Annotated in this window: 12 protein-coding genes; 7 read left to right on the top strand and 5 right to left on the bottom strand. The window is 46.1% G+C overall.

Translation table 11 applies throughout. The features are described 5' to 3' along the window. The first annotated feature begins 71 nt into the window (after window positions 1-71). Together AC0J2X_RS15660 and AC0J2X_RS15655 are read left to right on the top strand one after the other, a co-directional pair. Window positions 72-995 (top strand): DUF808 domain-containing protein, encoded by a 924-nt coding sequence (locus AC0J2X_RS15660; RefSeq protein ID WP_014975461.1) that lies wholly within the window; start codon window positions 72-74, stop codon window positions 993-995. Between the two features lie 372 nt (window positions 996-1,367). Then, complete coding sequence (locus AC0J2X_RS15655; RefSeq protein ID WP_014975460.1) at window positions 1,368-1,652, top strand: hypothetical protein; 285 nt, start codon at window positions 1,368-1,370, stop codon at window positions 1,650-1,652. A gap of 267 nt (window positions 1,653-1,919) precedes the next feature. Here the strand turns inward: AC0J2X_RS15655 and mrcB are convergent, their stop codons facing one another. After that, entirely contained in the window at window positions 1,920-4,271 is a 2,352-nt protein-coding gene (gene mrcB, locus AC0J2X_RS15650; RefSeq protein WP_014975459.1) for a penicillin-binding protein 1B, read from the bottom strand. Window positions 4,272-4,538: 267 nt separating this feature from the next. Here mrcB and AC0J2X_RS15645 point away from each other — a divergent pair, with 267 nt between their 5' ends. Further along, window positions 4,539-5,822 carry a lytic murein transglycosylase gene (locus AC0J2X_RS15645; RefSeq protein ID WP_014975458.1) on the top strand — a complete coding sequence of 428 codons (1,284 nt, stop codon included), beginning with the start codon at window positions 4,539-4,541 and terminating at the stop codon, window positions 5,820-5,822. A gap of 76 nt (window positions 5,823-5,898) precedes the next feature. Here the strand turns inward: AC0J2X_RS15645 and AC0J2X_RS15640 are convergent, their stop codons facing one another. After that, window positions 5,899-6,723, bottom strand: a complete 825-nt coding sequence (locus AC0J2X_RS15640; protein WP_014975457.1) for a DUF4198 domain-containing protein — start codon at window positions 6,721-6,723, stop codon at window positions 5,899-5,901. 194 nt (window positions 6,724-6,917) lie between these two features. Next, window positions 6,918-9,614 carry an ATP-dependent helicase HrpB gene (gene hrpB, locus AC0J2X_RS15635; protein WP_014975456.1) on the bottom strand — a complete coding sequence of 899 codons (2,697 nt, stop codon included), beginning with the start codon at window positions 9,612-9,614 and terminating at the stop codon, window positions 6,918-6,920. Window positions 9,615-9,770: 156 nt separating this feature from the next. Here hrpB and thpR point away from each other — a divergent pair, with 156 nt between their 5' ends. Next, a complete protein-coding gene (thpR, locus tag AC0J2X_RS15630) occupies window positions 9,771-10,424 on the top strand; it encodes an RNA 2',3'-cyclic phosphodiesterase (protein ID WP_014975455.1) in 654 nt (217 codons plus the stop codon). 185 nt (window positions 10,425-10,609) lie between these two features. After that, a complete protein-coding gene (purU, locus tag AC0J2X_RS15625) occupies window positions 10,610-11,464 on the top strand; it encodes a formyltetrahydrofolate deformylase (RefSeq protein WP_014975454.1) in 855 nt (284 codons plus the stop codon). A gap of 78 nt (window positions 11,465-11,542) precedes the next feature. Here the strand turns inward: purU and AC0J2X_RS15620 are convergent, their stop codons facing one another. Both AC0J2X_RS15620 and AC0J2X_RS15615 read right to left on the bottom strand, forming a co-directional pair. Beyond that, a complete protein-coding gene (locus AC0J2X_RS15620; protein ID WP_014975453.1) occupies window positions 11,543-11,983 on the bottom strand; it encodes a hypothetical protein in 441 nt (146 codons plus the stop codon). Window positions 11,984-12,131: 148 nt separating this feature from the next. Beyond that, complete coding sequence (locus AC0J2X_RS15615; RefSeq protein WP_014975452.1) at window positions 12,132-12,650, bottom strand: YgjV family protein; 519 nt, start codon at window positions 12,648-12,650, stop codon at window positions 12,132-12,134. On the opposite strand from AC0J2X_RS15615, the gene AC0J2X_RS15610 reads away from it, so the two are divergent. Further along, complete coding sequence (locus AC0J2X_RS15610; RefSeq protein ID WP_014975451.1) at window positions 12,649-12,834, top strand: hypothetical protein; 186 nt, start codon at window positions 12,649-12,651, stop codon at window positions 12,832-12,834. The genes AC0J2X_RS15615 and AC0J2X_RS15610 overlap by 2 nt on opposite strands. 69 nt (window positions 12,835-12,903) lie before the next feature. Further along, entirely contained in the window at window positions 12,904-15,093 is a 2,190-nt protein-coding gene (locus AC0J2X_RS15605) for a M3 family metallopeptidase (protein ID WP_014975450.1), read from the top strand. Window positions 15,094-15,143: the final 50 nt, after the last annotated feature.

Below are 15,143 nucleotides of genomic sequence, written 5' to 3'. Positions count from 1 at the left end.
TGTTTTAAGTACGCTAAGCTGCTATTTACTGGGATTACTCTAACTGTAATACATAACAAAGGATATTCGACGTGGCCGCAGCTAACTTACTTGCCCTACTTGATGATATAGCAACGTTAATGGACGACATCGCAACCATGTCGAAAGTCGCGGCGCAAAAAACAGCGGGCGTCTTGGGCGACGATTTAGCGGTAAACGCCGACCAGGTCCAAGGCGTTAAAGCAGACCGAGAGCTACCTGTTGTATGGGCAGTAGCAAAAGGCTCACTTATTAATAAAGCAATATTGGTTCCTGCGGCGTTAGCCATCAGTGCTTTTGTGCCCTCACTTATAACCGTCCTTTTGGTACTGGGCGGGTTATATTTATGTTTTGAAGGTGCAGAAAAACTGCTACACAAATATCTTCCCCACGAAGATGAAGAAAAAACACGAGAAGCCAGAATAGAAGCGCTTACCCACGAAGATGTGGATATGGTAGCGTTTGAGAAAGATAAAATTAAAGGCGCTATACGCACCGACTTCATACTGTCTGCTGAAATCATTGTTATTGCATTAGGTACTGTGACCGATGCAACACTTACTACGCAAATTGGTGTACTAGTAGCACTAAGCTTAGCGATTACCCTTGGCGTTTATGGGCTGGTAGCGGCACTAGTTAAAATGGACGATGTTGGGCTTTACATGCTTCGCAAGTCGTTAACAGGTTCAATGAACACCCTTCAACGATTTATTGGCAGAGCGTTATTAGTTGCCGCCCCCGCATTAATGAAAACCCTTGCGGTTTTAGGCACTGTTGCTATGTTTTTAGTCGGTGGTGGCATCCTCACACACAGCATTGGCTTTTTGCACGTTATTACCGACTGGTTTACCGCACTTATCCCAGACGCATCGCTGGTTATGTCTATACTTGCTGATGGTGTTGTTGGTATTGCTGCTGGTGTGATCATTGCGCTAGTAGTGACAATGGTTTCACAATTTAGAAGTAAAGCGTCCTAGACCTATTCACTCTTTTATACATTGGCGGCGCTGCTCTTCTTTATAGACTAGCGCCCCTATTTCTGACCTTTCTCATGGTCACCAGTGTCGCTGCGCAAGTGTTAAAAAATTTGCGTTAGTCATTTTGACCACCTCTACATTAAATTCGCTAAATTTTAGTATTTCTTTAATCCCCCAATTCCACCTTCATTTTTTATCAAAAGTTAAAATTCACTAAATTCATATACTTACCTTATTTTTACGAGTTGGCACATCCCTCGCTATAAACTAATTGTTAATTGATAACGACTTATTATCGAAACCTTTAGCAACATGATAGCTGCCACGCAGTATGTTCAAGTGCAGTGTCTAACTTAATTTTTGGAGATTACTATGTTTATCGGTCGCAAAACTTTCACTGCACTTACTTTAGCAACTAGCGTATTGGGCGCATCAGCGTTCGCTGACGACACTCAGAACAACATTGTTTCGCATACAGATTTTATCGTTGAAAGCGCCATGCATGACGTTAAGCAGAACTTGGACCTAGGCGTGACTTATGACGTGTTAACTGCAAGCCATACGTTTGAGCCAGAAGTAGAAGAAGCAAATGCATTGGTTGCTGACATCACTATTACGCCGATTGAGCCTATCAGCTCAGACGATAACGACGCATAAGGAGAATGCACATGTTAACCGCCGCAACCCTATTTATGGTGGTACTCGGACCGGTTATTGCGTTTGTAGTCAGTGCGCTGGTGTTTTCAACAGCGCGCCTATTCCTTCAGAAAGGTCACTGAAAACGCAATAAAAACAAATAGGAACCTAACCGACTACCGCTAAAAGATTTGCCTTCCCTGGGCCTTTTACTCCAGAGGGAGATAGAAAGCACGGACTGTATCCCAGCCAAGTGATTGTGTTTTCTATCTTCTTACTGGAGTTTTTTTATCCGAATATCCGTTCCCACCAGCTTTTATCATCCTTGTCGCTGTCTTTGTCTACAGGACGGCCTGAACAATCTTGTTGAGGTGGAGGAAGCACATCCAAAATAGCCGGTACGCTTAAACTCCCAGCACATCCTGCAACCACAACCGCGCCGGTCTTGGCGTCAAAATGTGCAATGCCTAAGCCTTTTGGGAAACGCCTTGATAATGACTTGGGTGACTGAGATTTCATGTAGTTTATAAAGACGGGCAAGGCCCCACCTGCACCGGTCAAATTAACCGGTTGGTTGTCATCATTGCCTACCCAAACCGTAACCACATTGTTTCTATCGAAGCCACTAAACCAGCTATCGCGGTAATCGTCTGTGGTGCCCGTTTTGCCAGCCATATTCACATTCCCAAAATTCCAACCGATGCGCTTCGCAGTACCTTCGGTGGTTACTTTATACAAGGCATAGTTTAGCAAATAGGTTGCTGCTTCATCGGTGCGCTGAGCAAAAAACTCCGCCTTTTTCCAAAGCAGCGCGTTATCTGCTGTTACTACAGAAGTCACCGTATGAAGAGGTATGTAACGCCCATCATTTGATAAGGTCTGGTACATTTGGTTTGTACTAAATGGTGTCAATTCAAAAGCACCAAGGGTCAACGACGGTACTTTATCTACGGGGGTGGTTACCCCTAATCGCTCTATCGTATCGGCTAGCGCATCAAGCCCTATCTGCATGCCTAAATTAACCGTAGGTATATTTAAAGACTCGACTAGCCCTTGAAGTAAAGGCACCTGGCCTCTGAATTCTTTATCGTAGTTTTGCGGCGACCACGTTTTTCCATTTCGACTTTCAAGGGTAATGGGCTCGTCTTTAAGCGGCGTTGCCAGGTTAAATTGTGTAGGATCTTCTAGTGCGGTTAAGTAAACCGCAGGTTTAATCAACGAGCCTATTGGGCGTTTTGCGTCTAGTGCTCGGTTAAAGCCTTTGAACGCAAAGTCTTTTCCGCCAACGATAGCGCGTACTTCACCACTTGCACTATCTGTGACTACCATTGCGCCCTGTAATGGCACTTTCCTGTCTTTTTGCAAACCGTCTAGCGTACCCGACAATGCGCTTTCAGCACGTCGTTGGGCTACGATATCAAGTGTTGTAAACACTTTTACGCCCGAATCTCTTAAGCTAGGCTCAGCCAGAATTTCATTGAGTTCCCGACGAACCTGCTCCATGAAAGCAGGGTGTTTACCGCTTGCTAAGCTAGCCCCACTGGCGAGCCCTAACGGCATATTCACAAAACGTTCGTAGTCTTGACGACTAATTTCATTTTCATCAAACAGCATGCGCAACACTAAATCACGACGCTCTTTCGTGCGCTCAGCATATTTGCGTGGGTTGTAATAAGATGGGCCTTTAATAATAGCAACCAACGTGGCTATTTCGGGCGTACTTAGCTCGTTAGCTGGTCGGTCAAAATAGAAATAGCTAGCAAGTCCAAAACCATGTACGGCCATATCACCATTTTGCCCCAAAAACACTTCGTTTAAGTACGCTTCAATAATTTCTGATTTGCTGTAACGGGCATCAATGATCACCGCCATAATGGCTTCTTTTGCCTTACGCACAATGGAACGCTCACGGGTTAAAAACATGTTTTTAACCAGCTGCTGCGTTAGCGTACTGCCGCCTTGAACCGTTCTACCGGCTGCAATATTTGCCATTAGAGCCCGCAATATTGAAAGCGGCGCAACGCCATGGTGATTATAAAAATTGCGGTCTTCCACCAGGGTTAGCGCTTTTGGCAACATTTCAGGAATGGTGTCTAACGTTACCAGCATACGGTCTTCTTGAGACCCGCTTGTCATGCGCGTTACTAACCAGGGTTCTAGCTTTGCAGAACCATACGGGCGGCCTTGCGACTTGTCATAAATTTCCCCAATACGTGCACCTTCCCACGTTATCACTAAATGACGCAGAGGCTCTGCGCCTTCTGGAAACTGAAACGCGCGGCGCTGTACAGTCAGCACCTTATTTTGATAGCTATATTCACCGCTACTGTCGGCAAAGGTTACCTTGCGGTAGCCCAGCAAATTGAGCTCATCAATGACTTCTTGGGGCGTTATCTCTTCACCTTTGCTGATTTCCAACGGACGGGCGAAGATCTGCGCGGGAACTTCCCATTTATTTCCAGAGAACGCATGCTTAATTTGGGCGTCAAGGTAGAAGGCATAGGCCCCAAGCACAACCAAACCAATAAGAGTGACTCGCCAAAACAGTTTGAAAAACCACGAGCGCTTGGCCGAGCCTTTGCCATTGCTTGATGCTTTACTTTTTGAAGATGGATTGTCTTTTGTCTGTCTTTTTGCCACGTGAAAACGCCATGAAGATCATTGAGGATGACATCGCACATATTGCGATATAAATTTAACGAACGCCTTTATAACGTTAGTTTTAATAGTATCAACATTACCATTCGGGCCGCCTCTCAACAACTGTTTCCAAATATGCACACTGCGAATTTGTATACTTCTGAAACGTCCCATGGCGCTAGTATGTTGAAGGACTAAAATGAATTTTACTCGCGTTTCACGGTCACAATGCGATAGCATGCTGGCAAGTAACACAGGAACCGTACTATGCGCTTAGCTTCATTTAAGTCTTCTTTTTTCTCTACTCGTTCGCCTAAAGGGGCCAAGTCTTACGCCTCATTTTTTCGACCGTCACTTCGCACGTCTATGGCTCTGCTTCTCGCGGGTGCGACAATGAATACAGCGCTAGCCAATGAACAATTCGCTAGCTGCACCGCAGCGCTTGCTGGTAAAGCCAAGCAGGAAGGGGTTAGCCAGCAGACTATCGATGATGTGTTTCCTCGTCTTGTTCACCAAGACCGTGTGATTGAGCTAGACCGAAGCCAACCAGAATTTGTACAAACCTTTCCAGGGTACTTCAGCAAGCGCGTTACCGACTGGCGTACCGAAAAAGGTAAAGAGATGTATGCAAAGCACGACAAACTTTTGCATAAGCTAAGTGAAAAATACGGCGTGCCTCCTCATTATCTGCTTGCTTTTTGGGGGCTAGAAACAAACTTTGGCTCTTACAAAGGCAAAATGCCGGTACTCGATTCGCTTGCCACTTTAGCGTGTGATAAGCGACGAAGCACCTACTTCACCCAAGAGTTTCTTGTTGCTGTGAAATTAATGGAGCGAGAGAAGCTGCAAAAAGAAGACATGATTGGCTCGTGGGCCGGTGCAATGGGGCACACCCAATTTATGCCTTCGGCCTATACCCACTACGCTATTGATGGCGATGGCGACGGACAAATAAATTTGTGGGCAAGTGAAGAAGATGCGTTGTCTTCTGCGGCAAACTTTCTTGCCAACTTGGGTTGGGAGCGCAGCTTCCGCTGGGGTCGTGAAGTGCAACTGCCTGAGAACTTTGACTATCAAGAGTCAGGCTATAAAAATAGAAAATCTCTCAGTGAATGGCACGCCCAAGGCGTGAAAAAAGCTGATGGTTCTGAATTGGGCGAAGGCGATACTACAGCCTATGTTATTGTGCCAGCTGGTCACAACGGACCCGCCTTTATCGCCTACAAAAACTTCCGCGTTATTATGCGCTGGAACAACTCAGAGTTTTATGCCATTGCCGTAGGTGTATTGGCCGACCGCATCGCTGGCGCGTCTGGCATTAAAGCCACGTTACCTGATCTACCTGCGTACAATCGCAAAGATATTATTGCCCTTCAAAGCAAGCTGAATGATTTGGGCTTTGATGTGGGTAAGCCTGACGGCATTATTGGCCCCGCCACCCGCGAAGGCATTCGCAATTACCAAATTAGTAACAACATGATTGCTGATGGGTTTCCGGGACTTGAAGTGATGGCTGCACTTAATATAGACCTTGCAACGACGACTTCTTAAACTTGAAATATGCTGCGCCATTTCTGGCGCGCATTCACTGTTTGGTATTTTCAGTGGCCTACAAGGTGTAAACCACTCACTTTGTTGGTGACTGAAAGTACTCAAACGTTAGGCTTGAAAAATAGGTTTCGAAATCTGCGGCCGCGCTATTTGCAAGTGGGACTCCCCAAACTGTATTCAGAATTACAGGTCCTTCGACGTCAAATTTAAATGTCGCCTTGCCCTCACTATCCGTTTTAACCGCTTGCTCTTTAGCGCTGTGATCAACCAAGGAATACGCATCAATAAGCGCGTTACTTAAAGGCTTACCTTTAAATAATACCTGAACAGATAGCGTGTTTCCTGCAAGCTTGTAAGGATGTTCAAGAGGCACTATTTCCAATGTGTGGCCAATGGGTTTTAATACGTTGTTCGTTACCGCGTCACCAACTTGCACAATGGTTTTCGCCTTTCTAGAGTACAGCTCTTTGCCGGCGATATCGTTTTGTCCCCTCGCCTCGCGGTGCGCCAGCACCTCAGTTAAGCCTTCTTCTCTTGCATACTGATTAAACTTCTTCGCTTCTAATGTGCTTGTGGCGTGATAGCTTTCAAACCCTATGACGTGGGTACCGGATGGGAGCTTGGTTGTTTTTGCCATGCCCGGCAGCATTGAGGTTTTAGGTACAACACTGGCAGCCATATCAGTCACACCGTCAAAAGAGTAGGTGCGCAACGCGACTATTCTATCCCATGCAAGGTTCCAATGAGAGGTATCTTCCTTATGACCCACTTTAAACTGCAATGCCAGCGAACTCGGCTCTTGAGGACGATATGCTGTGGGCTCTAGCCAAAAATCGTGAGCTTGTACGTTAATTGAAGTAGTAAATAAAAAAGCAGCAGTGGCAATACAAGATAGTTTCATTGCGTAGTTTAACCCGTAAATAAGAGTGAGGTTTCATACTCCAACTTAGCGCAAGTTTCAGCGCACGACCACTGTCGTAAAAAACATACTGTGTACGAAACTGGCATATAGGAAAATGGCGTATAGATACTACTCTTGTTTAAAATAAACAAAAATCACCTGAAAACGATGGTTTGTGTAGCCGTATCAGCGCGCTACATATGCTTTTTTGTTTTGCTGGTCGGCGATGCATTTGCGGGGTCATCTGGCCAAAAGTGCTTTGGATAGCGCCCCTTCATTTCTTTTTGTATTTCCTTATAACTGCCATGCCAAAAGGCGGCTAAATCACTGGTGGTTTGTAATGGCCTACCTGCTGGCGACAGCAGCTCACATACAACGGTAATTCGCCCACCCGCTATCGTTAATGGCGTGCCTTGAGAATATAACTCTGGCATTTTGACCGACAGCACCACATCTCCATTATCGCGATAATCCAGGCTAGCCTCTCTGCCCGTTGGAATAGTCACGTGAATTGGCAAGAGTGTGGCTAAGGCATCTTGCTGAGGCCAAGAAAGACCATTATTCAAGGCTGTTTTCCACGGTAACTGCTTAAGGTTTTTGATGTTTTTACAGTTTTTTAAGACGGGCGCTAAACTGTCTTTGGCCTGGTGCACGAGAGCGTTCAATGACAACGGCCACGGATCGGGTTCATCGAAGGCTTTGTCTTGTGGCAAATTGAGCTTCCCAGCCATTGCCACTCTTCGCCACCATTGCCAGTCTGCGTCAGAAAGCGGCCAGCTTGATAGAGGAAGTGCATCAAGATAGGCGAACCATGCGTTGCATAACGCATCATCCCAGAATGCTTTTTCACGACTTTTTTCCTGTCCAGAAACCGGTGTGCTATTTAACGTTATCTCATAAAAGCCCGTACTTACTCTGGCTTCCATTACCCCAGTATCGCTGTTAAGAATAACGCTGCGCTTTTCTTTGAACGCGTCAGGAAAGGCTAAACGCAACCAGCTTTCAGGCACTGACTGTGCCAAGCGTATTGCCACCGTGCTTTTTATCAGCTGCCCGTCGAGCACTGCCAGCCATGGTCCATCGCCATTTTCGCTCTCATTAAAAATGGACGCACTACCAGCAGCAGTGAGCTCTGCACCTTTGCCACTTGCCAGTTTGTATTCGACTATACCGGTCTTAGGCTTACCATTTGTTGTATTCGAGCTCTCTGCCGATTTATCTGACGCACTGCGCCTATAGCCCACCTGCAAAGGAAATGCGATAGCGATACAAAGCCCAAGGGCTTGCTCGTCTAGTTCGTTAATATCAGGCTTAAAGCGTTGTGCTTTTCCTTCATTATTTTGCACGTAGCGCGCATAACGGGTAGCTTGCTGTGTAAGCTGACTGCGCGTGTTGCTATTGGCGTGGAGCAGCGCATCCATGACATTTGTTGCGCCACCTACACTGATATTACTCTCGCTAAGAGCCACAACAAAGGGAGCAGCGTGGCGAAGCGCTTCGTTGTCATCAGCACTAAGTCCATCAATCCCTTGTTTAACGGTCAGCAATAAGTGGGCTAAATGGGGCTGACAGGGTAACTGGGCCAGCGCTCTTCCATAGGGAGTAATGCTGGATTGTGAGATAGCATTAACCCGCTGAAGCTTTTGTTGTGCAACCTGTTGCTGCGCTTGTGTAGGCTTCGTCAACAATGCCAAGGTATCTGGGCTACTGCCCCAGGCTAAGGTATCAAGCAAAAAGCTACTTAAGTCTTCCTTTTCAATTTGCGCCGCATTGTGTTTGGCCAAACGCTCGAAGCTGCTTTTGCTACACAAACGATAGCAGGTTCCGGCCATTACACGCCCCGCGCGCCCCGCTCTTTGAATGGCGGATGCTTGCGAAATGCGCTGCTGGGTAAGCGCAGTTATGTCACTGGACGGATGATACTGAGCACTGTTTTCCCATAGGCTATCAATAACCACCGTCACGCCTTCAATGGTAAGACTCGTTTCAGCAATATTGGTAGATAATATGATTTTTCGTCTGCCTTGCGGGTCTGGCGTAATAGCGGCTTGTTGCACAGATTTACTTAACGCTCCATAGAGCATGTGAACGGCTATGCCCGCACTCTCAGCAACGCCTTTTATATCCTTAGCAACGGCATTAATGCTTCCTCGCCCAGGTAGGAAAACCAAAATATCACCGCCGTGTTCGCCTACTGCCTGCTTTATGATATTGCAGGTTTTGGGTACTAACTCATGCGCCTGCACATCTTGTGTGTAGCGAATGTCAACGGGAAACATGCGCCCTTGCGTATTCAAGTTCACTACTGGCAGTACGCTATGCGCATTGAGCAACATTTGAAGGGGTGCTACATCCAAGGTAGCCGACATTACAACTAATCGTAAGTCATCGCGAAGCCCCGACTGTACTTCAAGCGCTAGTGCCAAACCGAAGTCACTGTGAATACTGCGTTCATGAAATTCATCGAAGACAATAGCAGCTACCCCAGCAAGCTCAGGGTCTTGCTGAATCATGCGAGTCAGGACCCCTTCGGTTATGATCTCAAGCCGAGTGGCAGACGATGTTTTCGACTCCCCCTTAATGCGATAGCCAACCGTTTCGCCCACATTTTCATTTAATTGCCTAGCTAAATAGTCCGCAAGGTTTCTCACCACCACGCGCCGTGGCTGCATAAGTAATATTTTTCCTTTAAGCGATGATTTCAGCAGTGACAAAGGAAGTACGGTGGACTTTCCCGCGCCCGGAGGAGCCCCTATGATGATGTTGCTAGCGGCTACAGCTTCTTCAAGCGGCGTAACGAGTTCATAAGCGGGTAAGTGAGAAAACGGCTGTAACATAAAGGGCATAAAGGTGTTATAAGTTGATGGGTATAGTGTACCTGATTTGAGCAATGCACCCGAACCTCACTGCTATTTTTTTAAATTTGGCAAATAGCTCAATACTTGCGTCTTGTTTTGGAAATCGCAGGTAGCGCCATGGTAAACTTAGGTTTGTATGGACATTAACGTGATGTACAAGCTAAAGGGCAAATTGGAAGGAGGAAAGCTATGCGAAGCTTTATTGGTTTAGATCTTAGCGCCACAGAAAAACTTGCTCTAGATAGCTGGCGCCAACAGGCATTGCCTGAAGTTATGCCCCGGCAATGGGTAAAAAGCGAGTCTACCCGTTCTCGAAAGTCTACCAATGCGCGCTACGATCACACCAATAGCCAAGGGCCCGCGCAACCGTACGCAGTGCCGGCGGCGAACTTCCACATAACGCTTAGCTTTTTAGGTGAGATAAATCACCGGCAGCACGAAGCGTTGGTGTATGAACTCGATCAGCTTGTGAGCGAACCCTTTTCTCTAACCCTCGATGCAACGGGATTATGGAACGGCCCTAAGATACTCTTCGCTTCGCCGACAGATGCGCCAAAGGCGCTAGGTGAACTCGCCAAATTGTCGCGAAAAGCAGCCCGCAAGGCGGCAATAGAGGTAGAAAGCAGAGAATATAAGCCTCACGTTACGCTTGTCAGAAAGGCTACGTCGGGCTTGCCTCTTCCCCTTTACAGCCCCAATGTAGACGTTCACGTTTCGGCATTTCACCTTTTTGAGTCTGTCTCTACACCGCAAGGGGTAGTCTACCCTATCCGCCAGTCTTGGCCGTTAAAACACAATATGTCGGTAAGAGAAAAGCTGCGCCGAGGGATAACCGACGAGTAAAGGCAAACGCAATACCGTGCTGACTTGGGTAAACTGATGTCCATTTGACTCGCACCTTTTGAGCTTAAGACCTCATGTGATTATGAGTTATAGCAATTTAAGCTGGTTTAAAGTAGCGCGTCGCCTTTACAACACATGGCGGCACAGGTAAAAAGAAAGCCTGTTTTTTTATTCAAACTGCCCAAATGCAACAAACATTTAGATTAGTAATAGACTGCCCAGACCAAATTGGGCTCGTTGCCAGCGTGTCGCAATTTTTGGCCGACCATAACGCTACCATCGTTGAAGCAAGCCATCACACTGACTTACAAACCGGCCGCTTTTTCATGCGCCATGAAATTAGCACCGACTCGCTAAAGTTAGATCATCAAAGCTTTGTTAAAGAATTCACCCCGCTTGCTAACGAATATCAGATGAACTGGAAGCTGAGCGACTCCAACAAAAAACAGCGCGTCGCTCTGCTTGCCAGCCTTGAGTCTCACTGTTTAGTTGACCTGCTTCACCGCTGGCACACAGGCGAACTACACTGTGATATTCCGGTTATTATTGGCAACCACCCGCAAATGAAACAGTTTGCAGACTGGTACAAAGTCCCTTTCCATTGGGTAGACTTTAAAGCGTTAGGGAAAGAAGCCGCTTTTGCGCAAATCACGACTTTACTTCAAGAATACAAAATTGATTTGACCGTGCTTGCCCGCTTTATGCAGATTTTACCTGATACGCTTTGCCAAGAATTGCAAGGTAAAGCCATAAACATTCACCACAGCTTCTTGCCGAGCTTTGCAGGTGCTAAGCCTTACCAGCAAGCCTATGATCGCGGCGTAAAGCTAATCGGCGCAACCTGTCACTACGTAACTAAAGATTTAGATGAAGGCCCTATTATTGAGCAAAGCGTTAAGCGTATTAGTCACAGCGACAGTGCAGCTGATATGGTGCGTAAGGGTAAAGATTGTGAAGTAACGGCATTAGCTCATGGCGTGCGCTACCACTTAGAAGACCGCGTGATTATTCATAGAAATAAGACCGTGGTGTTTGCGTAAGTCTTTACAGTGATAAATTAAAAAAGCCCGCGAGTAAACATTACTTTCGGGCTTCTCTTTACACTTTTTTCGCTTTATTTAGACATTCTTTTTTACGTTGTTAAATCCATCATCACCTAGCACCACTTGAAGTCTCGCTTTTATTACGGCTTCCTTATGAGGATAGTGAAAGTCAAACCCTTTACCGTTGCCGCTTTCCAAAATGACTCCAAGGTAATGGTGAGAAAAATTAAGCGCATAGATAGTATTGGCGTTCACCCTGAGGGGCTGGCGATCAAGTCCCTGTAAAAAATGAAACACCACAAAATTACCATCTTTTTCTATCAATTTTTCAATGGGATATCTATTACCGAAGCGCCTGCTTCTTAAATAAGAGAAAAAGCCTATACATAGCCCAACACTACCTAGGGTAGCCGCTAGTTTAACTTCACCTTCTGCAGTGATATTTAAAATAAAAAGAGCCAGTAGAAACACTGGAACACCAAGAAATAGTGCCTTGTCGATGGGTTTGCGTTGCATCGTCTTCCCTGTGAAATTTTGATTCCCTTTAAAGACGCAATAAATCACAAAGCGGCTATGGTTTCAATACAAGCAACGGTTTCAATACGTCCACTTTCTTGTCATTAGGTTAGTGCTGTTATCGGTCTGACATGAACTACTTTACGCTTCAAACAGGGCTGGTGCGTATGGCACGTCTTAGCTTCATGTAATACCACAGGTTCGAGGCTGCAAACAGGGCTTCAGTAATGGCTAATCCCCACGTTTGCGTAATTATTCCGTACGCAGTGAAGTTGATGGAGCCAATGATCATGCATACCCTTAAACCCGCTTCCTTGCAGTGAAGTTCGCCAAACCGGTATGCCATAAAAGTTAACACCGGCATAGCTTCAACTAACGATGTTTTACCGGTTAGGTTATTCACCGTCAGCACAATAACCATCATAGAGATTAATGTAATGTAGGTTGCCACAGGAGACAGAAGTTTTTGTTTTATTAAACGATAACTGGTACTCAGCCCCGCCACCGTAATTACTACAGCTCCTCCCCACGCTTGCTCGAAAACCAAAAGTGAGCCAATAGCAATACATAACCCTAAATTCAGTAGCAGTAATTTACGTTCAGTGTTCGACCAAAAGGAAGCCAAAGCGAATGCAACGGGAAACGCGTGAAGAAGTAATTCAAACATGATGATCACAGTAAAAAAGTCAGTGGTTTACGAGCTGCGGAAGACAGCTATTCAGAACGCGCGCAGTGTAATTTCCAACCAGCATAAAGCCAATCAAAATTTGACCAATTTCGACGAATTACATATCAGCGCGATTTCTCTTCAAACCGCTGTGCTGCAAGGAATTACGTTAAAGAGCATTTAACTTATTTTTACATTATCTTAAGATGGTTTTTGTCATAAAACGTATAGATAAAAACAGACAGGAAAACTCATGGGTAAATTTAAATCATCACTCACCGCTATGGCGGTTGTGGTTGCACTCGGTGCATGTTCAGAACAAAAAGCACCTGAGACCACCAGCACAGATGTACAAAATACAGCGACATCTCAACAAGCACAGTTTGATAACGTGCTGCTTCAAGAGTTTAAAGGCCCGTACGGTGGCATGCCTGCTTTCGATAAAATGAATTTGGAAGATTTGAAGCCTGCGCTAGAAAAAGCCATGGAACTGAATCTTAAAGAGATCGAAGCCATCGCAAATAACGAAGCGCCACCAACGTTTGAAAACGTCATTGTTGAAATGGAGCGCGCAGGTGCAGAGCTTGGACGCGTATTCACGTATTACGGCATTTGGAGCTCAAACAAGTCTAGCCCTGAATTCCGCGAAATTCAGGCCGAGATGTCACCAAAACTGTCAGCTTTCTTCACTCAAATTACGCAAAATGAAAAACTCTTTGAAAGAGTGAAAACGGTGTACGAGTCTGATGAACTGAAATCGCTCACGCCAGAAGAACAGCGTATTACGTGGATGACTTACAACAGCTTCGCGCGCAACGGTGCAACGTTAGATGGCGAAGCGAAAAAGCGCTATGCTGAAATTAACCAAGAACTTGCTACTCTGCACACCAAGTTTTCTAACAACGTGCTAGCAGACGAAGAAAACTACGTTACTTATATTACTGAAGACCAGCTTGACGGCCTACCCGCTTCGTTTGTAAAGGCAGCTAAAGCGGCAGCAGAGTCTCGCGGCGAAGAAGGTAAGTATGCGATTACCAATACGCGTTCGTCTATGGACCCGTTCTTGACCTACTCAACCAATCGTGAGCTTCGCGAAAAAGTATGGCGTACTTACTACAACCGCGGTGACAATGCCGACGAGTTTGATAACAATGACATTATCAAGCGCATCCTAATCCTTCGAGATGAGCGCGTTGAGCTGTTAGGTTACGAAAATTACGCACAGTGGCGTTTAGAAGATCGTATGGCGAAGAACCCAGAAAACGCCATGGATCTGATGATGAAAGTATGGCCTGCCGCTATTGCTCGCGTTGAAGAAGAAGTGGCCGACATGCAGGCCATTGCCGATGCAGAAGGTGCAGACATCACTATTGCGCCATGGGACTACCGCTTCTATGCAGAAAAAGTGCGCCAAGCGAAGTACGACCTAGATTCAAACGAAGTAAAGCAGTACTTACAGCTTGATAAGCTGCGCGAAGCGATGTTTTACGTTGCAGGTCGCTTGTTCAACTTCAACTTCACACCTGTTGAAGAAGGCAAAGTACCCGTTTTCCACGAAGACGTGAAAGTATGGGAAGTAACTGACAAAGACAGCGGTGAGCATATCGGTCTTTGGTACCTTGACCCATTCTCACGCCAAGGTAAACGCTCTGGTGCTTGGGCAACGACGTATCGCTCTTACACCACGTTCGATGGCAAGAAGACCGTATTGTCTTCAAACAATTCGAACTTCGTGAAAGGTGCTGATGGCGAAGCTACACTTATTTCGTGGGATGATGCTGAAACCTACTTCCATGAATTTGGTCATGCTCTTCACTTCTTAGCGTCTGACGTAGAATACCCGTCTTCGCATTCTGGCGTACGCGATTACACTGAGTTCCAGTCTCAGTTATTAGAGCGCTGGTTGACCACCGATGAGGTAATCAACAACTACCTGGTTCACCATGAAACAGGCGAGCCAATTCCAGCAGAACTAGTTGAGAAGATTAAGAAGGCCTCAACCTTCAATGAAGGCTTCAAAACCACTGAGTACATGGCTTCTGCCATTATGGATCTGAAGTATCATACTACCGATCCTAGCAAGATTGACCCTGATACTTTTGAGCGTGAAGAGCTTAAGAAGCTTGGTATGCCAGAAGAAATCGTTATGCGTCACCGTTCACCTCACTTCGGTCACGTGTTCTCGGGTGAAGGTTATGCTGCGGCCTATTACGGCTACATGTGGGCAGAGGTTCTTACTGCTGACGCAGCAGAAGCCTTTATGGAAGCACCGGGTGGTTTCTACGATAAAGAAGTAGGCGATCGCTTAGTGAAATATCTATTCGCCGTACGTAACGCAATGGATCCAGCTGAAGCATATCGCAAGTTCCGTGGTCGTGACGCCAAGGTAGACGCATTGATGCGTGACCGTGGTTTCCCTATTCCTAAGGAAAGCAAAGAGTAAGTTAACGCACTTACCCTTCCTAGGTCCTGTTGTTATTCGCTCTACATCAA

This window comes from Alteromonas sp. R7, assembly GCF_055755235.1.
This window is presented reverse-complemented; position numbering and strand designations above follow the sequence as displayed.